The sequence below is a fragment of the Desulfosporosinus burensis genome (assembly GCF_054657535.1).
This window is the reverse complement of record NZ_BAAHYN010000008.1, coordinates 189,858-214,229: the sequence shown is the minus strand read 5'-3', so window position 1 is coordinate 214,229 and position 24,372 is coordinate 189,858. Positions and strand designations below refer to the sequence as shown.

Sequence of the window (24,372 nt, the reverse complement as noted above, 5' to 3'; positions counted from 1 at the left end):
TACGCTTGTTTATAATATCCCCATTTGAATGAACAACAGATGTATTAATCTCTTCGAAATCTATACATCTGTTTTTTTGTGCCAAATTTATCTGATAAAAGCTGAGTGCCACTGCCGATATTATCTATGTCATTTTTTTATTAATTGTAACAAACGCATCCACAGGTATGTTGAGTATTTCGCTTGCTTTTGAAGTCAGCTCCTTGACTAGCTTTGCTTTTTGTTCTATGGACATTTTACCAGCCTCTATCATAATTACGGGCATAGCATTACACTCATTTATCTTGGAGGACCGATTTCCGGATCAGTAACAACATTTACACAGGCGGGCTTACCAGAAGCTAAGGCCCGATCTATTGCGTTCCCTACTTCCTCAGGGTCGGTAACAAATTCGCCATAGCCACCAAGCTGCTGAACAACTTTCTCGCAGGGCATTCCTATCAGCCAGACTTATGCAGTTAACTATTATGAATGTTAGGGAGGGCACCCAATACTGCAATTGGATAATTCATAATGTGTTTGATAGACATTAGAAAAACGGGGGGACAGGTGTATTGTTTCATAATTGAACAATACACCTGTCCCCTCTTTGTTTTACCCTAATTCTTCAATAATCTAATATCTTCTTCAGATAAACCTGTTGCTTTTGCGATTTTTGAGATCTCGATTCCAAGGTCTATCAGGTTCTTAGCAACTTCTGCTTTACCCTCTGCTTTACCCTCTGCTTTACCTATTGCTTTACCTATTACTTTACCTTCTGCTTTGCCTTCTGCTAATCCCTCTGCTAATCCCTTTGCTTTACCCTCTGCTAATCCCCTCTCAATCCCCTCCTTCAATCTAAGTTCCGCTTCCCTTACTGCCGCCTTTTCATCTAATACTGCCTTGCGTCTCGAATAGTACTCTTCTCTCACATTAGGATCATCACTTGATTTCTCCCATGCCGCTATCGCTTGATGTAAAACGGGATCTTGCATTGCAATCTCCTCCAGTGTTTTTAATATTTCCTGATTTTCTGAACCTTCCAGAAGCAGTAACCATCGTACTAAAACATTCTCCCAAGGGCTTACTTCCTTGCGCCGCCACTTCATGATCAATTTTGGCAACTCCATAAAATGCATCTCTAAGGCATCCGTTAGTTGAAATTTTTCTTCATCTTCATAAAGATGGAACACGTTATGGTAATTCTTTGTCTCATTTAAATAGTTAAAATCCAGAATATTAATCGTGACAGCTTTAGTCAGTTCCTTATAAGCCATCCCTTCACGCATCTGTCTGGTGTACATTTGTGCCCAATAATACAGGGAACGTTTCTTCATATTATATTGATCGTTTAATTGTATTTCTATGTTGATCTGCATTCCTTCGGTGGTTACAGCTCGAACATCTAGGATGGACTTCTTATCTTCTTTATATTCTTTATTGAACTCAGGGTTCAAGATCACAATGTCTTCGATTTGACTTTCCTGCGGCAACCTTAACGCAGCATTAAGAAAAGCGATGAGGATCGCTTCATTTCCCTCTTTGCCAAAGATAAGTTTAAATGCATAATCGACCTTGAGGTTAATTAGTTCCTTCACTTTTCACGCTCCGTTCAATCACACTTTTAAAGATATTCATCTTCTGTCAGTAAATTAAACAATGGATTGAATGATAACCATATTATACCATGATTGAACGGGCCACTTCAATTTATTTATCTTTTCACAACTTAGAACGGTAGAATCCCCATAACAGGGCATCCTAACTCATCCAAGTAATTTAGCCCTATTTCCTTTGTTAAAAAACCTAATTAGCAGAGTCATACCGCCATTTAGCAAAGTACTTTTTCTCGTAACTGCGATTACCCCTTCGATCTTAATAGTTTATTAGTATCTCCGGAATGAATAAATCATCATAAATAAAAGGTCAGAATATGATAGACGGATTGTCTAGCATATTCTGACCTTTTAAAAATAAAGCCAAACCTGTTTTTGGTTGCGGTTCAATTAGAGTGAACACGTTTTGCAAATGCTCAGGTCTCAATTGACCACGCCCAACGTTGTTCCTCAACGATCCTTTGAGCTTTCGAATCCCAGCCAACTGGTTGGCCGTTTAATAAGGTCATGATCGTACCAACGCTTAGACGTCCAAAGGTAAATGCTTGGGCTCTTTCACTCGCCAAGTTTGCCAGATGATGGAACAATTTTTGCTCTCCAAGGAGCAAGAGTTCTGAGGTGGCCCCTTCGGTCGTTGGAAACTCTGCCAGATGTTTTAAGGTGTCTAGATTAACCCCAGCTAGCGCGGCATGAGCAAGTAAGATTTCCATTCGGGCATCTGCCACACGATTATGGGTATGGAAAATTCCGCCTGCAACTTTAATGAGCTTTCCGATATGCCCTACGAGAATCACTTGTTCAATCCCCCGGTAGGCAGCTTCTTCTAATAGATAGCCAACAAAGTTACTCATCTGGATCACAGCTTCAGTCGGGACTTTAAAACGTTCAGTTGCCACTCGATACCCATAGTGCCCTGGAGTGAGAACTATGGTTTTGTGCCCATAGGCTACTGCCTGGTCCAACTCCGGTAGAATCGAGGTTTTAAACGCCTCCTCGGACATCGGTCGGACTATTCCGCTTGTCCCAAGTATTGAAATTCCTCCAACGACCCCTAGCCTCGGATTAAGAGTACGCAGGGCAGCAGTTTCTCCGTTAGGAACCTTGATCATAATTTCGAGTTCCTCTTTAGGAAAGACCTCCCGAACAGCCTCAAAAATCATCTTCCTTGGAACCGGGTTAATGGCACTTTCCCCAACCGAGATGGCCAATCCTTTTTTAGTGACAGTCCCAACCCCCTGGCCCCCACGGATGTGAACCTCTCCTAAAGGGGAAATATAGCGTGCGATCGCCTGAATCTCAAGCCCATGCGTAATATCCGCATCGTCTCCACCGTTCTTCAGAATGCTTGCCCTCGCTTCTGGATATCCAGATTCACCCCCATGGATGGGCATTGTTAAGCGCGCCGAATTCGGTAGTGGAATCTCTACCCGCTCAGCTAAACTTTCCCCTCTAAGGAGCAGACAGGCTACTTTGGCTGCACCCGCTGCACAACTACCTGTGGTATATCCTTCGCGCCAAGTATGTCGATCTTTTTCTCGCGCCATAATTTCTCTCCCACATTTCAAATTAATCAAAGTAATTTTCATTACTTTGATTATTGAAAGAAAGTATAAGCCATGTGCTGCCTCGTTGCAACTAATCTTTAAACATTAATACCTTCACTAAACCATTTATTAAGCCTATAAAACTCCTAGTTGAAGTTGGAATCGAACAAAGAGTGCCAACGTCAATAACATAACAACAAAAGCAATTGTCCAATAGTCCCTTGGGGTAAATGCTAGCTCGCGCATCGATGTCCAATTCCGGTTCAAACCATACCCTCGATTGAGCATTGCCATCGAAAGCGAATTGGCCATCATAATCGAATTGATAAACAAAGGAATCATAATCGGAAGGTAGGATTGGAGGGAACCGATGATCCCCTTCTCTTTGAATTTTGTCCCACGTGCCTTTTGAGCCTCTAAAATTTGCTTGCGTTTTTTATCCAGGGTCGGAATAAATCGTATCGCCGTTGTCAGCATCATGGCTACCTCAACGGGAACCTTCATCTTATGAAAGAATTGGGTGAAGTCATCCATGGACGTGGTCAAAGTCAAGACAGAAGAAGCGATCATCATACTAAAGAGACGCAAGATAAACGTAGAGCCCATCAAAAATCCCCCCAAAGTGGCCCCTAATCTGTCTCCTGGCAGGGCATAAAAGAGGATCGCTTGGCTAGAAACCTGTTCAAAGCGCTCAGGTGTAAAGGTAAATCCTGTGATTAGAATAATCGAAATAATGATAGGAATCAAGGGAACCAGCATTCTTCCGATCTTTCGCAACGGGATTTTAATCCAAATGGCTAAAAGCCCTGTCGAGAAAACAATCAAGAGTTGAAATCTTGGATCTTGGAATAGAAACGATAGAATCATAAACCCTAAGAAGCCGAACATTTTGGTCCGTACATCCAGACGATGGATCAACGTGTCTCCCGGTAAGTGCTCTAATAACATCCCTTCTGCTCCAGTCTTTCGAACAGCGCTATAAACTCACGTGATTCGATGAAGGTTCTATGACCTAAAATATCCTTCAATTGCGAGGAGAGCCTACAGAGTTGGGGTGGAATAATGGCAGAGTCGAGCAGTATTTGTTCCTTAGAAAAAACATCACCAGGGGTACCATCTAACATAATCCCGCCCTCTTTCATGACTATGACCCGCTTGGCATATTGGGCAACTAAGTCCATATCATGGCTAATCATGATAATTGTGGTCCCTGCAGCATGGAGTTTACTTATCAAAGCCATCATTGACTGAACACCTGCCCAGTCCGAGCCAGTGGTCGGTTCGTCAATGATTAGCAGTTTAGGCTTTAAGGCAAGAATTGAAGCCACGGCAATCATTTGCCGTTCTCCTTTACCCAAACTAAACGGATGAACACTACGGTATCTTTCTAACCCAGTATACTGAAGGACCTCATCCACTCGTTGTTTGATTTCCTGGCCTTTGTAGCCTGCATTTTTAAGCCCGAATTCTAATTCTTTCTCGACAGTAGCGGAAAAAATTTGATGATCAGGATTTTGAAAGACGTACCCGATGGTTTTTGATAGATCAGACGTATCATACTGTAAAGTATTCATTCCCTCAACGATAATCTCTCCTCGGGTTGGTTTTAAAAGTCCATTAAAATGTTTAGCTAAAGTTGTTTTTCCAGCACCGTTTTGCCCGATGAAAGCCACGAACTCTCCAGTTTTAATCGTCAGATTAATTCCTCGCAAAGCGGGCTGGCTTGAATTGTACTGGTAAAATAGATCGCTGACTTGAACTGCGATTTCTGTTTCTGACCAATATGGTTCCTGCTTAAACAGGCGATTCTTTATCTCTCCTTGACCTGGCGCTTGCCCATGCCCATGTTTGTGCCAATGTCCGTATTTGGGTAACAACGCTCTAATTATGTTTTCCGCAGACGGAATATCTAAAGGGATTTCAGCAAAGGAAATCCAGCCCTTCTCGTAAAAATCCCAGCCGAGCTGACTGACGGGTAACGGCTTTATCCCCAACTGACTCAAGAGGGGAAGATCGCGAAAGAGTTCAGTCGGCAGTCCCCTCCAGAAGACTTCCCCTTGCTTAAGGACAACGACCTCATCTGCCTTGTGAATCAGTTCTTCGCTGGAGTGTTCAACTAACAAAATGGTCAAATCCTTTTTCCGTCTTAGATCATCCAGCGTTTGATAGATTTCTGATCGTCCTATCGGATCGAGTTCTGAAGTTGGTTCATCCAGCACCAAAATTTGAGGTTCCATCACGAGCACACCGGCAATCGCCAAGCGTTGTTTTTCTCCACCTGAGAGTTCTTCAGATAAACGTTGCTTATATCCTCTTAAGCGGACTTTTTCTAAGCTTTGATCGACCCTCAGATTAATCTCATCGAAGGGAACTAAAAAATTGCGAGGGCCAAATGCGGTGTCCTCCTCAACCGTTCGACCAATAATTTGGGTCTCTGGATCCTGTAGGACAAGCCCAAGAACTTTGGACATCGACTGAACTGCAGTTTTCCCTACATTTTTGCCTGCTATGCTCACCTGTCCTGTTAATTTTCCTTCCAGCAGCTGGGGAATTAGACCGTTTAGACATAAACTCAAGGTTGTTTTTCCCGCCCCTGTGGATCCCATTAAGACAATAAATTTTCCTTTTTCCACGGTCAAGCTTATGTTTTTCAAACTAAGTTCTTGGGCGTTCGGATAACAATAAGAAATATTATGGAGTTCGATAGCATTTTCAACGGGTTTTACGGTTTCCACGATTTCTACGGTTCTTACAGCTTCTGCAGCTTCTGCAGCATCTACAGTCTCCACGGTTTCACCTCATCACCTAAATGAGTCGACTTCCCTTAATTGCTTTGTAGGCTACTGCCGAAATAATCACGTTGAGAGCTGCCCCGACGACGAGAAAAGGCATCAAGCCCATTACCCCTCCCATACCCATCAACGGCAGCATGGCAAAAGATGATACAACCCCATTCAGGATAATTCCGACGATAACAGCCGGAATCAAACCGAGCTTTTCATTCACCCAGCGATAGGCCACAGCCCATAAGGCCATTTGTAAAGCAATATATAAATGGATCGGAATCGTCATAGGAAATCCGATCACCGCTGCCGTCAGCAAATGCCCAAAAGCAATGACAATCGCCCCCGTAAGTCCTCCAAAGGCCAGTGCAGCGAAAAATCCGGGTGCCGAATCCATACCGATAGTTCCGACCGGACTTGGGATCTTAATCAGTGATCCCACAGCACTTAAAGCAATAAAAATGGCCATAATCGATAGTCTTTTGACACTCCAAGCGGAGAGTTTTATGTCCTGTTGTTCTGTTTCTAAATTATTCATAAACAATTCCTCCTTAAATTTAGTACAATGTACCGATTTTCGTTAAAGGTAATAAAGGAAACTTTGATGAAAGGACATGATCAAACGTCCTTGATGATGTAGATGATGTAGATGATAGAGATGTCGGAAATGATAGTGGTGTTAGTGATGATTGTGATAATAAAGCGGAAGAAGAAAATATAAGACAGGTCGAAGGTCCAGCAGATTTATCCAAGTCGAGAGGACAAGTTGAATCAACGTGCAATCGCTTGTTTATCGTGGAGGCAAGTAGTTCGGCTTCCAAACGTATCCCTCTTGACCCTACAGAAATGATGTCATGAATACTTGAGATCTCTAAGAGGAACTGCAGAGCTTTGACTTGGACAATTTCTGGATCCTCTGGATTATTGAGCTCTGATCCAACTTTAGGCAAGCCTAAACAATAGACGTCATCTCCTGATTGGGCTGTTCCAATACGCAACTTGTTTTTCTCAGCCACCCCGATCACACTAATTCCGAGACCGGTTTGCTGAGTCGTCATGTTTTTTTCTGTGCTGATCGCCATGGGTAGAGTTTCTAATCCTGCAGCTTCTAGTTCATCGTTCACCCCCTTTATTATTTCATCTCCTGTCGGGTACGGCTCATTAGAAATCGCCACCGTCATTAATTTTGGCACAGCCCCTGTGGAAAGGACTTCTAACAAAGCGACTCTTGTCGTTAACCTTCCTGTAATAGACCAGGGAACCTGATATGTATCTAATTCCTTCATACCAATGGCACCACAGGAATCACAGGAAGCCACTAAATATTGTGCCTTGTTTAACGAAACAACCTCAACATCTCGACCCTGGTATCCCAATCGTTTCACCCCATTCTCTAAAAAGTCAAATAAAAAAGTTCATAGTCAATTTTCTTCTCAACTCAAGGTTGGAAAGAAGATTGACCATGAACTTTACCTTAATCCATGTTCTTAAATACGTTACAGGCAGGTCTCCTGACTCAGAATCATCAACGTTATACGCCTTCCCGGTTTCCCAGTGGCAATGCATAAGTCTCCTCTTTACAGTGGTGGGTCCGTCCGGGATTTTCACCCAGTTCCCTATTCTCCCTCATTCAAGGGCACCAGTAACAAACGAATATTTAGTTATCTGTATTTTAATGCAAGATGCCTAAGATTACAAGATTAAATTCTAGCTTTTTTTTAGTTTTTGCTCGATTACATATTCATTATTAGATCTGTAATCGTCAAAGATTTAATAACGCGCTTCTTAGGCTTTGTAATGGCAGATGCTTAGAGAAATACTTTGGTTAATATTTTGAATCAGTAGCGTTGCATAAAGCTTTTACGCAAAAGTCAAATTCTATGTTACAAAGAAAACCAACGGAAAATGGCGTAAACTGCAGATATCCCTGATTATTCCTGTCAAAACCATAAAAAAAGCCTTATAATTAGAGTTAGGGTAGTTCTTGCCCAAATCTCTAATCATAAGGAGATAAAAAATGCAAGGCAAGAATACTACAAAATCCACATTTATGCAACTGTTTCAACCGGTTTTTTCTAAAAATATTTGGACTAAAATTCATCAAGAAGTTCCAGACCTTGATAAGCGAGTCCAAAAACTTAAAACAAACCAACTCGCGTTACTTATCAGTAATGCTCAACTCCAAGAATTTAAAGCTTTACGAAAAATCAGTGCCAGTGTTCAAAGTAATGACTTCAGTCGTACCATTGGCTTAGAAAGCATTAGTCATAGTCAAATTTCACGAAGACTTAGAACTCTTCCTGTTAGAGTCTCGGAAATGCTTTTTAAAAACCTATTAAACGAAGTAGCTCAGAAAAAAGGGTTCGGACTGATCCAGCAACGCCTTGGAAACCTGTTCATGATTGATGCATCTACGATAAGCTTGTGCCTTTCTAAGTATCCTTGGGCTGTGTTTAGAAAAACCAAGGCCGGAATCAAAATGCATCTGCGACTAAGTTTCGACGGAATGGCTGTCCCTGACGCAGTGATTATTACTCCGGCAAAGACGGCAGACAAGAAGAAACTGGATGAACTGATTGTCAAAGATACTGACGCCCTTAATATTTTTGACCGGGGTTACGTGGATTACAAACTATTTGATGACTACTGTGAAAAGGGTATTCGATTTGTAACTCGCCTTAAAGAGAATGCTGTGGTTGAGTTTCTTGGACAACGAAACGTTGAAGAAGATGGTCCAATTGAAGAAGACGTTGATGTTATTCTTGGAACGAACAGCCGAAAAATGAAGCATAAACTTCGTGTCATTACCATTGATGATTCGGTCAACGAACCCTTTTCCATCGTCACGAATGACTTTAATCGAAGTGCCGAGGAATTTGGTGAGATTTACCGGTATCGCTGGCAAATAGAGCTGTTCTTTAAGTGGCTGAAACAACACGCTCAGATCAAACATTTTTACGGCACAAGTGAGACATCAGTTATTAACCAGTTACTTTTAGCACTCATGACTTATTGCGCACTCGTTCTTCTAAAACTTGAAATCGAGGATAAAAGAGACTTACTGAATTTGCAAAGAAGCGTTATCTCTTGTTTATTTGAAAGCTATGATTCGTTTCTAGAAAAGCTTCGGCGAAAATGGGGAAACGGTTCTCGGAGAATCAACTATGATCGTATTTACAAAATGACAGAGCATCAGATTATGAATGAAGAGACGGATTGGCTCAATGATTTAACCTACGATCCCGTTATCCCCTAAAGTTATATTATGTAAAAATGTGGAAAAGAACTACCTTCTATGTCAACGCTCCTTTGGCCTATGGGAGGAAAAACCACATGGATGTATACACCAATAATGGTATATTAAGTAATTATAGAGAAAGCATTTTCTTTATTGACATGACTCGATCTAGTTTGATGCAACGCTACTGATTTTGAATATACTTAATTAGTCAATTCACTGTATACTACGTAAAATCACTTAAGATATATAAGGAAAAGCTGGCTGATCTAATAATCACACCAGCTTTCATCCCTCCGACTAATTATCCATTATTCTTTCTAGAGTAGCGTCGGGTACAGGTGCTTTCACCAGAAGCCAAACAGCTATCTGTTCGGACAGTGAAATCCTGTGAGATTACCTTGAGCGCCGTCTCAAACCACTTGTCACACCCTGCTTGACATTGTCCCGGTGCTCCGTAATCCTTGTAAGAACCTACCCACGGACAGCTATCATGGATGAGGAGAACGTCATTTCCTTCTTTAACCGATTTAGCTCTTTCACCCATGACCAGACTAGCTCGCACAAAGGCATTGACTATTTGTTCTAGGTCCGCAGTATCTCGTCCTCGCTTGAGATAACTTTCCGCAGTTCCCTCTCCAACTGATTCCCAAAAGCGATCTACTAAGGCGACGGTTTCCTCTGCTCCAAATTTTTCCTCCAGAACCATTCTCCAGCGATGGAAAAAATCATGGGAAATGAAAATCATGGAACGCCAATCTCTTTCCAGCTTCTTGATAACATCAGCATTTACTTCTGACAAGCTTACTCCTCCTTAGGCGATTTAAGGTTTAATGCCTCTTTCGGCATAAAACAATTCCAAAGCTGCCTGATATTCCGCAATTTCTTCCTCCGAAACTACCTGGCCACACTCATAGCAACTATTCGTTAAACGGTCATACCAACGGCAACTACACTCACTACAGCCGAGTTCCGGGGCCCCACTTGGATTTAAAAAAATCATTTCTACCACTGCTCCTTCAAGCCTACTCAAAACTCTCCCAGACAGTTTCAAGGTTAACGACAAGCCCCCAGAATTGGAATCCCTAAAACCTCTACTAACTCTTCATAGCCTAAGTTTAGTAGTTCATTCTTGTTTTTCATGACATAATAGAGGATATTGCCCTGGCGAATCTGTTCTCTCATTTCATGAAAGGGATTATCTTGTGCTTTACTCTGCAGGGACTCTAGGGCTGCATCATCAGCTATCATCAATAGGTCTACACTGGCATTCTGAAAACCTGTAAAGGATTGGTAATCAACTATCATTTTATCGGCTTGCCTTCGCCAGATCAACATGGTTCCAACGGGGGATTCAAACTCTTTTTTGGGCAATATCCCTAAGCTGGCTCCTGGTAGCATATCGGTAAAGATCTCCTGCCTGCGGTCAAGTATGGCTTGCCAGCTTTCAGCATCTAAAAACGTTTCGTAGACTGTTGATACCACGATAGCTCACCCCCGTATCTCTCATCTAAATCCGTACGCCTAAACGATATCCCTCATGAATAGCCTGTAAGAGTCCCCTGGGAACTAAGGCATCACCAATCCCGTGTAACTCATCAACCATAAATTCAAACTCTTGGAACAACTCTTGATTTGGCTTTCTGGGTGAGGCAACAATCACCGTATCTGCCTCGACAAAAATCTCTTCCCCTTTGTCATTGACGACGGTTACTCCACCTGCTCCGATTTTTATCGGTTTACAAAGAGTTAAGGTCCTTATTTTCAGTTGGTCTATCCAAGAGGAATGCCGCCATTTCCAAGTGGGGATGACATCGCCGGCAATGCGTTTTTCCTTTTCCACAATGGTGACTTCTTTACCCTCCTGAGTAAGGCCTTCCGCCAAGGTCAAACCAATCTTGCCGCCCCCTAATACGACCACCTTTTGCCCCACTTTAACCTTTCCTCTAGCAACATCGGCAGCCATTACTAATACCCCTTCTTGTTCCGGTACCGGGATGGCACTCATATCAACTCCAGCTCCCACGGCAAGCACTGCGACATCATATTGATGAAGAACACTTCTCATAAGCTTGGGGTTTACATCGGTATTGAGGTTGACCTTGATTCCTAACTTATCGAGCATGGTTTTATAATAGGATATTTGGCTTTGGAGGTCCTCTTTATTGGCAATGTCATAGGCTGCATAGCCTACAAGACCACCGCCGATGCTGTCACTCTTATCATAAATTGTAACATCATGCCCTCGCTTAGTTGCGGTTATTGCGCACTCAATCCCTGCTGGCCCTGCTCCGACAACCATAATCTTCTTTTTAACCACAGCCGGAGTAATATGGTATTCCGGTTCAACTTCATGGCCTAAGGCAGGATTATTGGTACAGAGATAAGGTAGATCTCTAAATAGTCGGGCTAGACAATTCATACAGCCTAAGCAATGTTTTGCCTCATCCAGGCGATCCTCTGCTGCTTTATGCAAAAGTTCCGGCTCTGCAAGCATTGGCCGACAAACTTCCCAATAGTCGAATTCGCCATCGGCAATGTTCTGATTGGCCATCACTGGATTAGGTAACCGTACCCCGAAGGTTATGGGTATATTCGGTAAAAGTTTTTTGGCCCTGATGGCTAGACGGTTCCAGTGACCGGGAGGAACATCCCGCCCGATGGAAGATTCCGGTGCTTCTTGCCAACCGACGGTTACACTGATCATATCTACTCCGGCATCTCCGGCCATCTTCATGAGTTCAAAACATTCATCCTCTGTGTTGCCACCATGCGCGTCCATAAGTTCGGCCCCATTGAGGCGGACGATTAATGGATGATCATCCCCTTGGGCTTCTTTGATAGCGTAGATCAGTTCCCGCATGAAACGACCCCTGTTTTCTACTGAACCACCGTATTCATCCGTCCTGCGGTTAGTGAACTTGGAATTAAAGTTCGCTAATAGATAACCCATAAAACTAGTGATTTCTGTGCCGTCAAAACCAGCCTTAATCGCCCGTTTAGCTGCTTCTGCATGTTGGGTTACCATGGCTTTAATTTGTTCTTTAGTTACTTCCCGGGGCTGACGGAAATGGGGTAGGGTTTGAGGTACTACCGAGGGTTGGACACAATAACCTAGGTCAATTCCCCCATACCTGCCAGCATGCAAAATCTGCTGAATGGCCACTGCCTCGTTATCATGGATATAACCTGCAATTTGTTCAAATTGGGGCAAAAACTTATCATCGAACAAAGCGATCTGGCGAAAATACGATTTCCCTTCCCCTAAGGGATCTGGATAGGCACCTTGGTTCGTAATAATTCCACAACCCGTTCCCGCAATAACTTTATCTCGGGCGAGTTCCCTTGGAGTAATAACACCATCACGGGTGTTGTAATTGGAGACTCAACAAGCTCCGTACTTAACTCTGTTTTTCGTGGTGTATTTGCCGATCTTCCCAGGTTGAAATAAATAACTTAACTTTTCTTCGCCAGGCTTTTTCATAAAATCGCACCCCCATTATAATTGTTGTTTATTCACTTTTCAGACTTCTTTGAACAGTATTTAATGCAAATATCATGCCAACTCAAGAGTCGCTGAAACAATGAGTTCTCTATAACATCTGGTGCGAAAATGCGACGCTAACTTGTCTTTTAGAGCCGAGGGCACTACATTCTTCGCAAGCGCACCGGCTGTTGCATTAATACAACAGCCGGTGTGATTATGCGACAACTGGACTGTTCAATAATTTTCTCTTACAATGCAAAAATTGACCCTTTAAGCTCCCACTTGACTAAGATTCATGTATCGGCCTTTCAAAATAGTACAAATGGTATCTCCAAAACGTACCGCCCCCAAAAACGGGTGGTCATTTCAATCACAGCAATCGACGTTCCTTCAAAAATCCCGAGTTGATTAGCCAATCCAGTAGCGATCGCTTGGATTAGGACTCCATGGGCAATTCGTCCACCGAACTTGGTATTGGCCTTAACCCATTCTTCATCCGTATGCAAAGGATTATAGTCTCCGGAAAGCCCGGTAAAGCTAACGACATCGGCCTTGGTAATTGTACGTGAGGCGATATAAAACTCAACGCCTACCTTCATCTGGTCAAAGCTTAACTACCAATCTGTCTTGACTGAGCTCTTCAAGGACGAAGCGACCCCAGCCAATCTGGCAACCCAAGAGTTTCTGGCCGAATTAAGAGATAACGTACACCGTTAAACGTTATAGCGCCTGTATCACTATCCCAGGCCAGTTGGTCAAGAATACTAGCCATTCTTAATCCACTCCAATTTGACCCACCCAGCCCTCTGGGTATCCTCCATATATTTGCTTAGCATTCAGCAAACTAACCTTACCACATCTTGTTTAATCATTTCGTGGTCACGTTCCCTAGAGTTTCCGTATCCAATACCGCCAGGCAAGCGTGCATTTACAACATCGTTGAGCTTCAACTTACTCAAACAACCGGTTTGCTAATTTGGGTACGAATGAACTGAGCCGCTCTGGAGGTCATTCTCAAACAAACTCAACACTTTCTCACTCCAGAAATAGGATCTCCGCCATATGAACCACCTAGGGGATCCGCAGTGTCTGCTACTCCTGACTCATCAGCTACAATTTGTAGGGTCCGTAAGGCGGTTAAGGTTGCCTTCTCTGAGGGGATGGCATGCCCTTCATCCTTGGTATTGACAGTCAAGGCCTGCCCTCCTCCTAGAACGATAGCCAGAGTTTCAATGGTGCCACGCACAATATTGTTCTCAGGTTGTTGAACGGTATAAGTACTGCCGCTTGTACCAGCAAAGAACAACATCTTCCAGGATTTTGGGTCCATAGCCGCATAGTGTTCGCGCAACAATTTAGCCCAAATCCGCCGAGCAGCTCTAAATTTAGCGACTTCTTCAAATAAATTCATATGGGCGGAGAAGTTAAAACTAATCCGGGAAGCAAAATCATCAATCTTTAACCCTCTGCAGCGGTCACAGGCAAATTGGTACCGAGAGATATATAATCCTCATTGTTGATTTGCCGAGCTAGAAACACGGCAGCAGTTTCCTTGGCTGTAGCCTGCATTTTCACAAGCATTAGACCCCCTCTCCCAAGCTAAATAATCTGTCTAACCCCACTATACCTAAGTAATCAGTGTGTCCCCCAGGGTTATCAAGATATTTAGTCACAAAGTCCTCAAATAATCCAGGCTGCCCTTTAACACAGGCCTTAGCCACCCGCACATATTCCTTAAGAAATTCGGCGTCGACCCGATAATGGTTTTGAGAAGCCATAGGATGAGCGCCATAGGGTGCCAGAACCACAGCATCCACAAATTCACAGGTTAAGGAAGTATTTTCCGAGTGGCGTCTGATCTCTTCTGAAGAGACAATCCTTTCCACTTGGACAATAACCTTCTTGCCGGCCTGGGCTAGAAGCTGATCGACAAAGGTCGCTCCCAGATGTTGTACATTGCCGTAACAATCGGCTTGGCTGGCGTGAAGTAAGACTACATCCATTTCCAAGGGCGGAACCGCGAATAAAGGTGGCCCACCGAAAGGGTCCTCGACATAGCGTAAGATTGGATTCAGGCTTGGTATGGAGGACCACTATTTATAATTTGGCGCCAGCCTCATAGATTGCTTTACGTACAAAGTGCCAAAAATACGTCTGCTTGGCTAATGTTATCATTCTCACCTCACTTAAGAAACCTAATCCCAACAACCCTTCAAGCCGTCGGGTGCCTTAATTTTACCGAGTAGCTATCTAAATATTAGGACATTAAATTAGGCTCAGCGTGAAAATTACGCTGAGCCTTTAACATATTACTTAGTTATTCTAAGCAGCGCCTCTGCCCATTCCACCCCTTGAGCCTCCTCCATTACGTTGCCCCATACCTTGGCCATTTCCCAGACCCATTCCTTGACCTTGACCAAATCCTGCTCCCATGCTCTTTCCTATGGCTGCGCTTCCTGTTCCGTCACAAGTCGCTTGATTCGTCACTATTGCGTTGTAAATTGCATCTGCTTGTTCTTGAGTGAGGTTACCATCGGTGACCCTTTGGTCAAGGATTGCTTTCTTTTGCTCAAGAATCTCAGCTTTGAACTCATCTAACTTGCCAGCTTCTTTGGCTATTGATCCATAAGTTATCCCTGTTGCTCTTTGTGCGGTAACTTGTTCGACTGTTTGACCTGTTAAACTTGCTGTGATTTCTGCTGGAGTCTGACCTGTTAATGCTGCGAAGGCGGTTCCTGTCACCCCTAAGATTCCTACGATAGTGGCGACTGCGATGTAAGATTTAAAGTTTTTCATTTGTTAATACACTCCTTTATGTTTGTTTCTTTGATCGAATTATAGTAAAAGTGTAAGTCATAAGTATGTCAAAAGTTTGAAACAATTATGTCATTATGTTTCAAGTTCAAATTTATCCGTCAACAGCAAAATAAATGAATCTAACTTTCCACAATAAAAATCCCCTCACTAGGAGGGGTATAGGAAAAAAGGAGGTGTAGAAATGAAAAGAAGTTCAATATTTCAACCGCTAAACTAGCGGATTGTTATCTCTGTTTTTTATCATAATATATAATTGTAACCAGTTTGTGACCTTTGTATGGAGAATATGTGAAGCCTAATAATGAGAAAGAAGTATGCCTTTATTGCTTAAAGGATTATCCCTTAGTTTTATTATGTCGGTAGCACCAAACGGCGGATTGACATACAAGAGAACCCGATTTATAATTAGTTATACCCCTTAGGGGTATAACCGTCCTTTAGTAAGGAAACGAAACATCATACCGATACTAAGGTATGACCTGCTCTGCCAGGAATGCAGAGAGAAATTCTCTGTATACTGCAGTGTATCAGCCAAAAGGAAAGCAGACGTGTTGCGCTATCAAAGTCCTAAGATCAGCCAGCGGTTTACTGCAGTCAATATCGGTACTAGTAAAAGTAGCGGCACCGTCAGCAGTAGGGTCTACACAGCCTTCGGGTTTTTGGATGCTGAAAAAACTTGTAGGCAATAAGAATTCTGTTGAGCATACGCAAAAGAGAAAGGAGTATGTTTCTATGAAGAACGTCATCATATTCACCACACAAACCTGACCGCATTGTTATACAGCGAAGAAGTTTCTTTCGCAGCATAAGATTCATTTTGTGGAAAAGGATATCAACCGTGATGAGCAAGCCCGCGCGGAGTTAATCCGCAGAAACGTCAGCGGGGTTCCTTCTTTTCTGATTGGGGATGAGTTAGTAGTCGGATTCGATCAGGTACGGATTCTACAGCTAGTCGATCATAGGGTTATTGAATGCGAAAAATGCAAGACTAAGATGCGAGTTCCTATTAATAAAGGGACACTCCAGGTGACTTGTCCGAAATGTTCGTATTGCTTTAATACTACGCCGGAGAAAATTTAAACTGGTTATGCAGGAAACCCGCTCAATGGAGCGGGTTTTATTACTTGACTAGTAATCTGCTATTATACGAATAACTAACGAATATACAACATTCATTTCGTATCCTCCACAATATTAAGCCAAGAACAAACGGTAGCGACAACTTGACTAATTCTGGATAACAATTTGCATGGGTTACGCAAACAATATTAATTTCGTTTAACTGTTCACAATGACAGTAATTCCAAGCTTTGTTATGCCATACTATACTGCTCCGCCTGCACTTGCAGTATTTGCTGCAGCTATAACAATTATTGGATTTTGCGCATTTGTTACATGGGTTCTCTTCGGTGTAATGTTCAAGGAATTTTTGAAGAAATATCAAAAGACTGTTAATATAGTTATGGCATTATTTTTAGTTTATTCTGCGATAATGGCATCTGGGGTAGTTGAGCTAATTAAGAGGTGATTCATATGGATAGATTTATATATAAAAAATCAACTGGTGTTACTGCGCTAAGACTTGATGACATTTGTAGAGAACTTGATATTTCAAAATTTCAGTTTATCAGAATGTTTAAAGCCGGTACTGGAATTTCGCCATATCAATATTTTCTAAACTGCAGGGTAGAACTTGCAAAGCAGTTAATAGAAAAAAACAAAGATGTTTATTCGGCAGTAGCAGAATGTGGTTTTGTTGATTTAACACATTTAAATAAGCATTTTAAAAGTATATATGGAATAACAGCATTTGAATATAGGTCATCCCTAAGTTAGGGAGGAATAGTGACAAAAGACAGTACTCCTTATAATCGGCTTTTTTCATGAAGCGGACAAGCCATGTAAGTTGTGAAATATATAAGAAAGGTGTGAGCAATATGGCGGAATCAAAAAGTGGTTTTCCCACACAAACCTCTGATTTTGCAAACCGTGTTCAATCAAGTTTTGCCCAGCAATCGGTAATGCATCTAATCGGTGCGGAACTCGTTAAGGTCCTTCCGGGTGAAGTTGAGATTTTAATTCCGTTTCGTGATAATCTTACCCAACAACACGGTTTCCTGCATGCGGGCATTATAACAACCATCGTTGATAGCGCCTGCGGTTATGCGGCCTTGAGTCTAATGCCTGCCGGCGCTTCGGTCCTGACAGTTGAATTTAAGGTTAATCTTCTTGCCCCAGCGAAGGGCGAAAGGTTTGTAGCCAGAGGGATGGTAGTCAAGCCGGGGCGGACGATAACTGTTTGCTCAGGCGAAGTTTTTGCTCTAGGTTCAGAAGAGCCCAAATTGGTTGCCACAATGACAGCAACGATGATGACGCTTCAAGGTCGTCCTGGAGTCGCCGAGGGTTAAGAACTTTGAAACTCTGTGTGATAAGTAGAAGAGAGAGGGAATAAAAGGATGAATAGTGAGACTAGAAGTGAATTAGCTGTTTGTGGATTGGATTGTACAAGATGCGCGGACTATGAAAATGGCGAGATCAAGAGCTTAAGTGCGAGACTGGCATATCTGCTTAGAGGTTATGAACGAGTGGCAAGTCTGAAGTCGGTAAATAACCCCCTCTTTAATGAATATCCTATATTTCTCGAATTTCTACAGCACTTTGCCCAAGGAGCTTGTGGTGGTTGCCGGAGTGATAATTTACGGTGCCCTATCGAATGCCATGCCAAAACTTGTCATCGACAACATGGTGTGGATTTTTGTTTTGAATGCAACCAGTATCCATGCGACAAACAATTTGAAGGCAAGACCAGAGAAAGATGGCTGGAGCGAAACAATCGAATGAAGGAAATAGGCGTTGAGAATTATTATCTGGAACAAGGTAAATTGCCCAGATATTAACAGAAAGTCTATTGGGAGTGTTATTTAAGCAAATACCGTTGAAAGATATCCCTTTCAACGGTATTTATTTTCTTCGTATTATCCAAATACCGTAAAAAACTGATTTTCCAATGAACATCGCATTATCCTATTTATGCTAATAGCTAACAAAGTTATTCTCTAAAAAATGAACCCATTTAACCATGCTATCTTGCGTACGGTTTCGATAACGTTCCGTGAATTCCCGAACTCTGGTTACTACATTCATATCCTCTCAGATTTTAGGAATTCACTGTTGTACGATGTCGACCTCTTTTAAGGAAAGAACAAAGCAATTTCAATTCTTTCTTTGTTCTTTCCTATATTATCCCGTCTTAACTTGATCCGACCGATCTCACCTGTCGTTTTGATATGTGTCCCTCCGCAGGGTACCTTTCCAAAACCATTAATCTCCCAATACCTCTCTTCCTTCTCTACGTCACTAAAATCACTAGTTATAGGCAAATTTGATTCAATTATCCGACTTGCCTCACTTTGTAGAAAAGTAAATATTTCGGATATGTTTCCGTTCCAAATAAAGTCTACTCTAGCCTTTGTATCCGTGATATTTGCACCGATTTTGTCTGGACGGTCGAATTTCTGGTTAACAAGTTCTAGGATAGTCTCGGCTGCAAAGTGTAGTCTCATTATTTGATACCGTTTTTCCCAGTCAATCTCAATTAGTACCTCATCATCAACGTTTAGTTCATGATCTCCTTCGATCGTATAGAATATTTCTTAATCTACTTTCTCTGCCCTTAAAATATTAAAGCCATTGATCGTTCCACTGCGCTTGAGATCATAACATATACGTGATATCATTAAACTACGAATTCGAGGTGATCAATTTGTACGAGATTGAATACTATACTGAAAAAGGCTACTGTCCTGTAATAGAGTTTATTAGTGGACTCCCCTCCAAAGCACAGGCCAAAATCTTGCGAGAGATTGACCTTTTTGAACAGTTCGGTCTTTATCTCGGTTATCCTCATATAAAAAAGCTTGAAGGCTCTTATAATAAATTATGGGAGCTTCGTATCAAACAAAGTACAGATAACTTTAGGATTTTCTATTTCAGTTTCGATCATGGTAAATTCATCCTACTTCATGGTATTAGAAAGACTTCGAAGAAAACTCCTAAAACAGATTTAGATATTTCGATAAAACGGTTAAACAATTATCTTAAAGGATGTGAGCAAAGTGAATCATGATGAAGTAAAAAAACAATTGCTTCAAAATTCGGAAGTTCAAAAGGAATATGAAGATCTCAAAGTCCTCTATGATATTAAACACGAAATTATTAGACTTCGATTAGAACAGGGTTTAAGCCAAAAAGAACTGGCTGAAAAGATTAATACAAAACAATCTGCAATTTCACGGTTAGAAAGTGGCGAGTATAATCCTAGTATAGAGCTTTTAGCTAAGGTAGCCAATGCACTCGGCAAAGAACTCCAAATTAGCTTTCAATAACAGTGGCTTTTCAAGAAGGAAGCTTTATGAGGTGGTTTGTGGTTTGTGGTTTTGTCAATGCTCAACGGCCAAAAACCATAGCACTAACAATTAACAGGATAACCATCGCTGAAGAACGCAGTGTACTGGCTACGGACAAGCGAAAGTTTTCCCAAGTCAATTTACGCATGCTCAAGGCTAAGATAATTGCCCCAAAGGAACCAAAGGCCCCCGATTCGGTGGGGGTAAACCAGCCCCGGAAGAGCCCACCGACAACAAAGAAAAACAGTAAGAAGACCGGAATTACTCCTTTCAGAGAAAGCAGCTTTTCCTTAAACGGTGTTTTTGGCCCAGCCGGACCGAGTTCAGGATTACGCATACACAGATAGGAAATAGTGGCCAGGAAGAGCAGCGTTAGCATTATACCAGGAATAATAGTGGCAGCAAACAACTGACGAACAGATTGTTGCGTCTGGATTGCAATAACAATCAAAACAGTGCTGGGTGGAATGATTATCCCTAGTGTCCCGCCTGCAGCTACAGAACCTGTACTTAAGGCTGAATCATATTTGTATTTATTGAGTTCAGGTAGCGCTATAGTCGACATCGTAGCTGCCGTAGCCGAGTTGGAACCGCAAATTGCGGCGAATCCAGCACTGGCCAAGACTGTAGTATCTGCCATACCGCAAATGGGCGATAAATAACCCGAATCAGAGCATTTCCAACAACGACAATTAGCATGAGAATTAATGCAAGTCCGGCCAGCCAAGTTAACCCCTGATTAAATATGACGATCACTTTATTTATAACCTCAATCACACGCCCCACAGGTTTCATATTAGGCACCTCACCAACACTTTGAACTTGCACATCATTTTCATTCTGCATTAAGAAACTTCCCCCCAATCTCCCGATAATAATAGCTATAATTTCTAATATAGGACACTTCTTCAATCCAAAGGAAAGAAAAGTGCCCTATATTTCTTACTTACTATACTTCGCAATCAATTCAAAGAGTTTAGTCTTATCTTCTTCAGCAGGTAAACCTTTTTCTGCAGCTGCTTTTACCGCCTGCGCTTGAAGAGGTTGGAGAAGGTCGTCCCATTTCTTCTTTTCCTCGGGAGCTAACGTTATTATATTTAATCCCTGCTCCTTTTGGCTCCATTCCAAGGTTATAAACAATACTATCTTCTATCTATTGATCTGTATATGTACATTTCTACGAATCATAGCCCATATTTTGGTAGATAATCTCTGAATAATCTTACAAATAGTCACAACTGTTCTCTGAACGGTCGTCTTGTCTTGTCTCAATAAACAGAAAACCGTTTGCCCTAACCTTATTGATCAGTTAGACAAACGGATACTCTCACTCATAATACCTAGTTAATAGTGTCAGTCAGTCAATCCCCTCGAAATTTTATCCCGTACTTCTTAGCTTTCCTAGCGATTGTTGAATGATCCATGCCCAAGGCTTCTGCAGAGCTGCGTGTCGAACTGTAAACCTGAGCGGCTTTATGGATTAGTTCCTGTTCTAAAAGTTCTCGCGCTTTTTTCAGGTCCATTAAACCGCTTACCAGCACGCGACTTTCCTGGTCACTCTGCAGGTCAAAATAATCACTCAGGACCTCGTCGCCCAGCTTAATAACCTCACTGGGGGAAGATACCACGAGACGCTCAACAACGTTTTCCAACTCCCGGACATTACCCGGCCAGTCATATGAGGTTTCGAAATAGCGTATTACTTCAGGCAGAATTTTCTTCTCGATATGATACTTTTCGTTATACTTCTGGAGAAAGGTTCTGACTAGGCCGGCTATGTCCCTTTTCCGTTCCCTCAGAGGTGGAATGTGAATAGGCACCACATTTAACCGGTAAAACAAGTCCTCGCGGAAGGTCCCTAGTTTAATCATAGCCTTAAGGTCTCGATTAGTAGCAGCAATAAATCTGATGTCCACCTTTACCTGCTTAACCCCGCCTATGCGCATAAAACGCAGCTCTTGGATCACTCTAAGCATCTTAACCTGAAGGCTGAGCGGTAAATCTCCGATCTCATCCAGCAAAATGGTCCCTTTGTCAGCTACCTCAAGTAGACCCACTTTGCCTTCCCGGCCAGCCCCAGTGAAAGCTCCCTTTTCATAACCAAAGAGTTCGGACTCTAATAAGTTTTCCGGTATAGCCCCGCAGTTTATGGCCACCATAGGTCCTTCGTGGCGTTGACTGACTCGGTGGATCAATTTAGCCACGACCTCTTTGCCCGTTCCTGATTCACCGGAAATCAAGACAGTGGAATCAACCATAGCGACTCTTTGGGCCAATTCTGATACTCTCCTCATTGCAGGACTGTCCCAAACCACATCCTCCACGTCCAACAACCTTGTGCGTAGTTCTAATAGTTCTGAATGATACCTCGTCACCAAATCTTTGAGCGCCAATACTTCGGTTGCATCGCGGAAAATAGCGACAACACCCGTCATTATTCCTTGCTCAAAAATAGGTGTAATATTAGCGACAATATCAATGCCAACCGAAACTATATGAGCGTGGTCATCAACAACAGGCTTTCCCGTCCGTAACACATCGAGAATGTGGGAATTAGGCTCAATCTCAGAGACCTTTCGTCCCAAAACCTTTTCAACTTGAACCCCGAAACTACGGGTGTAAGCTGGGTTGGCATAGAGTATTGTCGAATCCATAGCAACTATAATGACACCGTCGTGCATTGAGTCCAAGACGCTATTCGTAAGCATTCTGCCGTCCCCTTTGAATCAATATCTAAGGAACAATGGAAGCAAGTTTTGGAAATCTGATTCCTAGAGTGCAACAAAAGGTTCCCAAGTTTAATATTAGCACTATGTTAATCCGGTGAATAGAGCATATATTGTGAGTATTCGTTTTTATTGACCTTAGACTAAACACCAGTAAACTTGTTCGGGACATATAAACTATAAGGGTGGGCACGTCTTTTCGTGCACCACCCAGCTAGTACTTAATAATATCTTGGTGAAAACCATCATCGGAAGCTTACATTGTTAATTGACCCAAGACTGGTTTGTAAACACCGACCCTTAACAAGAGGTAAAATAAGAAGTAATGCCCTACAAGATCAGCGGCAGTAATCAAACCAACGACTCCCGCGCCACCAGCTGTACCCACAAAGTAAGACATTAGCAGAGTAAATACAAGCCCAAAACCGAGGGCTAGGACATAAAATGGTATGGCGTAAGTTCCGCTAACTAGCAAGCGCAGTGATTCTTTGGCAGCAGCCGTAGCATTGGTCATACTCAGTAAATAGAGTCCTATGACAATCAGATTTGTGATCAAAAGGACTATTTCCATATTACTTAAGAAGACAGTTGCAATGGCCACTTCGGCGAAGCCAAACTCAATCAGGAAAAGAGTCAGCGTTGTTCCGCCCAGCAAAGAGTAAAATAAGCAGAGCACAGGCATCATGGCCGTATTCCATAAAGGAATAGAAGGCGAAGAGTTCATGAGAAACCCGTCATAAATCGCCACAACAAAAGCACTTAGCCCTGCAATCAAAGCGAATACCGAACTAGCAGCACTCCCTGCTGGCGAAATCAAAAAGAGTGTTCCTGAGACCATCATGATCATCATAGCCCAAAATCCACGAGCAACCCAGGATGTTCCAGGTTTCATAAGACCTCGCCAAAATCGCTCCGGTCTCCCCAGATAGAGCAGGTGGGCACCCCCTTTACCGACAAGCACAATCAATAAACCCACTAAAGCACCTATCCAAGAATTCGTGAGAAAAACTGACATTAAAAATAACCCTGAACCTATTTTTCCGAAAAAGAACGCCGCTGCTATCAAAGTTGCCCATTCTGTTTGGAGACGAAAACCGGAGACAAATTCATTACCTACCAAAGGCATGGTTTTTGGCAATTTAAACACCTCCTATTCAATATAATAAACGGAAGGTTCCGTGTTATCCTCAGATAAGGGCTGAAAGCCCCCCCGCTGACGGATTAAACGGCTTACCTTACTTTCTGGGTTAGATAAATCCCCAAAGATACGCGCATCAGCAGGACAAGTCTGAACACAGGAGGGATCCAAGCCTTGATCCACCCGTTCTACACAGAACGTACATTTCAGGACGACCCCTTCCTGCCACTTTGGATATTTCACGAGTTCATAGGGGGTCAGTTGTTTACCGTGATAGCCATTTTTCAAGGAACCTTTCTTGAGGAAGATCCGGTTTTTATAAGGGCAAGCAACGTAACATGCCCTGCATCCTATGCATTTATTGTCGTCTACTAAGACAATTCCGTCCTCTCGCTTGGTAGTAGCCCCTGTCGGACAGACTCTTACACACGGTGCATCTTCACAATGATTACATAAGACAGGTATGAATTTTTTCTTGACTATAGGATATTCCCCAGCCACTTGCTCCAAAACTTTCGTGAAGAGAACCCCTGGCGGTGTACCATTCTCCGACTTACAAGCAATAGTACAGGCTTGACAGCCCACACATCTTTTTAAATCAATAACCATTCCCAAATGCATTAGTGTCACCCCCCTTC

General features: G+C 42.5%; 33 protein-coding genes and 1 riboswitch. Of the genes, 8 read left to right on the top strand and 25 right to left on the bottom strand.

Annotated features, from left to right (window positions below; all coding sequences use genetic code 11):
• Positions 1 to 124: 124 nt before the first annotated feature.
• The 8 genes from ACYQ3Q_RS15855 to ACYQ3Q_RS15820 form a co-directional block, all read right to left on the bottom strand.
• The gene (locus ACYQ3Q_RS15855) at positions 125 to 265 is read right to left on the bottom strand and encodes a tautomerase family protein (protein WP_459929504.1); all 141 of its coding nucleotides are present in this window, start codon (positions 263 to 265) and stop codon (positions 125 to 127) included.
• 14 nt (positions 266 to 279) lie between these two features.
• Complete coding sequence (locus ACYQ3Q_RS15850) at positions 280 to 435, bottom strand: hypothetical protein (RefSeq protein WP_459929503.1); 156 nt, start codon at positions 433 to 435, stop codon at positions 280 to 282.
• A 164-nt stretch (positions 436 to 599) separates the two neighbouring features.
• Complete coding sequence (locus tag ACYQ3Q_RS15845) at positions 600 to 1,577, bottom strand: Rpn family recombination-promoting nuclease/putative transposase (RefSeq protein ID WP_459929502.1); 978 nt, start codon at positions 1,575 to 1,577, stop codon at positions 600 to 602.
• Between the two features lie 434 nt (positions 1,578 to 2,011).
• A complete protein-coding gene (gene cbiD, locus ACYQ3Q_RS15840; RefSeq protein ID WP_459929501.1) occupies positions 2,012 to 3,139 on the bottom strand; it encodes a cobalt-precorrin-5B (C(1))-methyltransferase CbiD in 1,128 nt (375 codons plus the stop codon).
• A 135-nt stretch (positions 3,140 to 3,274) separates the two neighbouring features.
• The gene (locus ACYQ3Q_RS15835; protein ID WP_459929500.1) at positions 3,275 to 4,087 is read right to left on the bottom strand and encodes an energy-coupling factor transporter transmembrane component T family protein; all 813 of its coding nucleotides are present in this window, start codon (positions 4,085 to 4,087) and stop codon (positions 3,275 to 3,277) included.
• The gene (locus ACYQ3Q_RS15830) at positions 4,078 to 5,874 is read right to left on the bottom strand and encodes an ABC transporter ATP-binding protein (protein WP_459929601.1); all 1,797 of its coding nucleotides are present in this window, start codon (positions 5,872 to 5,874) and stop codon (positions 4,078 to 4,080) included. Before ACYQ3Q_RS15830 ends, ACYQ3Q_RS15835 begins: the two co-directional genes overlap by 10 nt.
• A 70-nt stretch (positions 5,875 to 5,944) precedes the next feature.
• Complete coding sequence (locus ACYQ3Q_RS15825; protein WP_459929499.1) at positions 5,945 to 6,460, bottom strand: ECF transporter S component; 516 nt, start codon at positions 6,458 to 6,460, stop codon at positions 5,945 to 5,947.
• Between the two features lie 19 nt (positions 6,461 to 6,479).
• Positions 6,480 to 7,298: an AIR synthase family protein gene (locus tag ACYQ3Q_RS15820; RefSeq protein ID WP_459929498.1), complete on the bottom strand. Its 819-nt coding sequence runs from the start codon at positions 7,296 to 7,298 to the stop codon at positions 6,480 to 6,482.
• 108 nt (positions 7,299 to 7,406) lie between these two features.
• Positions 7,407 to 7,581: riboswitch (cobalamin riboswitch) on the bottom strand.
• A gap of 358 nt (positions 7,582 to 7,939) precedes the next feature.
• On the opposite strand from ACYQ3Q_RS15820, the gene ACYQ3Q_RS15815 reads away from it, so the two are divergent.
• A complete protein-coding gene (locus ACYQ3Q_RS15815; RefSeq protein WP_459926809.1) occupies positions 7,940 to 9,178 on the top strand; it encodes an IS4 family transposase in 1,239 nt (412 codons plus the stop codon).
• Positions 9,179 to 9,464: 286 nt separating this feature from the next.
• Here the strand turns inward: ACYQ3Q_RS15815 and ACYQ3Q_RS15810 are convergent, their stop codons facing one another.
• The 10 genes from ACYQ3Q_RS15810 to ACYQ3Q_RS15765 all read right to left on the bottom strand — a co-directional run bounded on the left by ACYQ3Q_RS15810 (position 9,465) and on the right by ACYQ3Q_RS15765 (position 15,443).
• The gene (locus ACYQ3Q_RS15810) at positions 9,465 to 9,962 is read right to left on the bottom strand and encodes an L-2-amino-thiazoline-4-carboxylic acid hydrolase (protein ID WP_459929497.1); all 498 of its coding nucleotides are present in this window, start codon (positions 9,960 to 9,962) and stop codon (positions 9,465 to 9,467) included.
• Between the two features lie 21 nt (positions 9,963 to 9,983).
• Positions 9,984 to 10,193 carry a hypothetical protein gene (locus ACYQ3Q_RS15805; RefSeq protein ID WP_459929496.1) on the bottom strand — a complete coding sequence of 70 codons (210 nt, stop codon included), beginning with the start codon at positions 10,191 to 10,193 and terminating at the stop codon, positions 9,984 to 9,986.
• 23 nt (positions 10,194 to 10,216) lie between these two features.
• Positions 10,217 to 10,645 (bottom strand): hypothetical protein, encoded by a 429-nt coding sequence (locus tag ACYQ3Q_RS15800; protein WP_459929495.1) that lies wholly within the window; start codon positions 10,643 to 10,645, stop codon positions 10,217 to 10,219.
• Between the two features lie 25 nt (positions 10,646 to 10,670).
• Positions 10,671 to 12,482 carry an oxidoreductase gene (locus tag ACYQ3Q_RS15795; RefSeq protein ID WP_459929600.1) on the bottom strand — a complete coding sequence of 604 codons (1,812 nt, stop codon included), beginning with the start codon at positions 12,480 to 12,482 and terminating at the stop codon, positions 10,671 to 10,673.
• A gap of 473 nt (positions 12,483 to 12,955) precedes the next feature.
• On the bottom strand, positions 12,956 to 13,246 hold the full coding sequence (locus tag ACYQ3Q_RS15790) for a MaoC/PaaZ C-terminal domain-containing protein (RefSeq protein ID WP_459929494.1): 291 nt from the start codon (positions 13,244 to 13,246) through the stop codon (positions 12,956 to 12,958).
• A 41-nt stretch (positions 13,247 to 13,287) separates the two neighbouring features.
• Positions 13,288 to 13,419, bottom strand: a complete 132-nt coding sequence (locus tag ACYQ3Q_RS15785) for a hypothetical protein (protein ID WP_459929493.1) — start codon at positions 13,417 to 13,419, stop codon at positions 13,288 to 13,290.
• 252 nt (positions 13,420 to 13,671) lie between these two features.
• Positions 13,672 to 14,058, bottom strand: a complete 387-nt coding sequence (locus ACYQ3Q_RS15780) for a methylmalonyl-CoA mutase family protein (protein WP_459929492.1) — start codon at positions 14,056 to 14,058, stop codon at positions 13,672 to 13,674.
• Positions 14,059 to 14,105: 47 nt separating this feature from the next.
• The gene (locus ACYQ3Q_RS15775) at positions 14,106 to 14,228 is read right to left on the bottom strand and encodes a hypothetical protein (protein ID WP_459929491.1); all 123 of its coding nucleotides are present in this window, start codon (positions 14,226 to 14,228) and stop codon (positions 14,106 to 14,108) included.
• Positions 14,228 to 14,713 carry a CoA transferase gene (locus tag ACYQ3Q_RS15770; RefSeq protein WP_459929599.1) on the bottom strand — a complete coding sequence of 162 codons (486 nt, stop codon included), beginning with the start codon at positions 14,711 to 14,713 and terminating at the stop codon, positions 14,228 to 14,230. The genes ACYQ3Q_RS15775 and ACYQ3Q_RS15770 overlap by 1 nt, the downstream gene beginning before the upstream one ends.
• Positions 14,714 to 14,969: 256 nt before the next feature.
• Entirely contained in the window at positions 14,970 to 15,443 is a 474-nt protein-coding gene (locus ACYQ3Q_RS15765) for a DUF2680 domain-containing protein (RefSeq protein ID WP_459929490.1), read from the bottom strand.
• A 753-nt stretch (positions 15,444 to 16,196) separates the two neighbouring features.
• Between ACYQ3Q_RS15765 and ACYQ3Q_RS15760 the strand changes: the two genes are divergently transcribed.
• From ACYQ3Q_RS15760 to ACYQ3Q_RS15740, 5 genes are all read left to right on the top strand, one after another.
• Positions 16,197 to 16,544 (top strand): glutaredoxin family protein, encoded by a 348-nt coding sequence (locus ACYQ3Q_RS15760; protein ID WP_459929598.1) that lies wholly within the window; start codon positions 16,197 to 16,199, stop codon positions 16,542 to 16,544.
• Positions 16,545 to 16,755: 211 nt separating this feature from the next.
• Entirely contained in the window at positions 16,756 to 16,992 is a 237-nt protein-coding gene (locus ACYQ3Q_RS15755; protein WP_459929489.1) for a LysE family translocator, read from the top strand.
• 5 nt (positions 16,993 to 16,997) lie between these two features.
• Positions 16,998 to 17,300, top strand: a complete 303-nt coding sequence (locus tag ACYQ3Q_RS15750) for a helix-turn-helix transcriptional regulator (RefSeq protein WP_459929488.1) — start codon at positions 16,998 to 17,000, stop codon at positions 17,298 to 17,300.
• Positions 17,301 to 17,401: 101 nt separating this feature from the next.
• On the top strand, positions 17,402 to 17,872 hold the full coding sequence (locus ACYQ3Q_RS15745) for a PaaI family thioesterase (RefSeq protein WP_459929487.1): 471 nt from the start codon (positions 17,402 to 17,404) through the stop codon (positions 17,870 to 17,872).
• A 48-nt stretch (positions 17,873 to 17,920) separates the two neighbouring features.
• Positions 17,921 to 18,361 carry a DUF3795 domain-containing protein gene (locus ACYQ3Q_RS15740; RefSeq protein ID WP_459929486.1) on the top strand — a complete coding sequence of 147 codons (441 nt, stop codon included), beginning with the start codon at positions 17,921 to 17,923 and terminating at the stop codon, positions 18,359 to 18,361.
• 294 nt (positions 18,362 to 18,655) lie between these two features.
• Here the strand turns inward: ACYQ3Q_RS15740 and ACYQ3Q_RS15735 are convergent, their stop codons facing one another.
• Positions 18,656 to 19,027, bottom strand: a complete 372-nt coding sequence (locus tag ACYQ3Q_RS15735) for an alanyl-tRNA editing protein (protein WP_459929485.1) — start codon at positions 19,025 to 19,027, stop codon at positions 18,656 to 18,658.
• A 200-nt stretch (positions 19,028 to 19,227) separates the two neighbouring features.
• On the opposite strand from ACYQ3Q_RS15735, the gene ACYQ3Q_RS15730 reads away from it, so the two are divergent.
• Positions 19,228 to 19,590 carry a type II toxin-antitoxin system RelE/ParE family toxin gene (locus tag ACYQ3Q_RS15730; RefSeq protein WP_459929484.1) on the top strand — a complete coding sequence of 121 codons (363 nt, stop codon included), beginning with the start codon at positions 19,228 to 19,230 and terminating at the stop codon, positions 19,588 to 19,590.
• Positions 19,580 to 19,849, top strand: a complete 270-nt coding sequence (locus ACYQ3Q_RS15725; protein ID WP_459929483.1) for a helix-turn-helix transcriptional regulator — start codon at positions 19,580 to 19,582, stop codon at positions 19,847 to 19,849. Before ACYQ3Q_RS15730 ends, ACYQ3Q_RS15725 begins: the two co-directional genes overlap by 11 nt.
• Before the next feature lie 61 nt (positions 19,850 to 19,910).
• On the opposite strand, the gene ACYQ3Q_RS15720 is transcribed toward ACYQ3Q_RS15725, so the two are convergent.
• From ACYQ3Q_RS15720 to ACYQ3Q_RS15695, 6 genes are all read right to left on the bottom strand, one after another.
• Positions 19,911 to 20,510 carry a TRAP transporter large permease subunit gene (locus ACYQ3Q_RS15720; protein ID WP_459929482.1) on the bottom strand — a complete coding sequence of 200 codons (600 nt, stop codon included), beginning with the start codon at positions 20,508 to 20,510 and terminating at the stop codon, positions 19,911 to 19,913.
• Positions 20,423 to 20,716 carry a hypothetical protein gene (locus ACYQ3Q_RS15715; protein ID WP_459929481.1) on the bottom strand — a complete coding sequence of 98 codons (294 nt, stop codon included), beginning with the start codon at positions 20,714 to 20,716 and terminating at the stop codon, positions 20,423 to 20,425. Before ACYQ3Q_RS15715 ends, ACYQ3Q_RS15720 begins: the two co-directional genes overlap by 88 nt.
• Before the next feature lie 96 nt (positions 20,717 to 20,812).
• A complete protein-coding gene (locus ACYQ3Q_RS15710) occupies positions 20,813 to 21,010 on the bottom strand; it encodes a hypothetical protein (protein WP_459929480.1) in 198 nt (65 codons plus the stop codon).
• Positions 21,011 to 21,231: 221 nt separating this feature from the next.
• On the bottom strand, positions 21,232 to 22,578 hold the full coding sequence (locus ACYQ3Q_RS15705) for a sigma-54 interaction domain-containing protein (protein ID WP_459929479.1): 1,347 nt from the start codon (positions 22,576 to 22,578) through the stop codon (positions 21,232 to 21,234).
• A gap of 274 nt (positions 22,579 to 22,852) precedes the next feature.
• Positions 22,853 to 23,734 carry an NrfD/PsrC family molybdoenzyme membrane anchor subunit gene (gene nrfD / locus ACYQ3Q_RS15700; protein ID WP_459929478.1) on the bottom strand — a complete coding sequence of 294 codons (882 nt, stop codon included), beginning with the start codon at positions 23,732 to 23,734 and terminating at the stop codon, positions 22,853 to 22,855.
• 12 nt (positions 23,735 to 23,746) lie between these two features.
• On the bottom strand, positions 23,747 to 24,355 hold the full coding sequence (locus ACYQ3Q_RS15695) for a 4Fe-4S dicluster domain-containing protein (protein WP_459929477.1): 609 nt from the start codon (positions 24,353 to 24,355) through the stop codon (positions 23,747 to 23,749).
• Between the last annotated feature and the right edge of the window lie 17 nt (positions 24,356 to 24,372).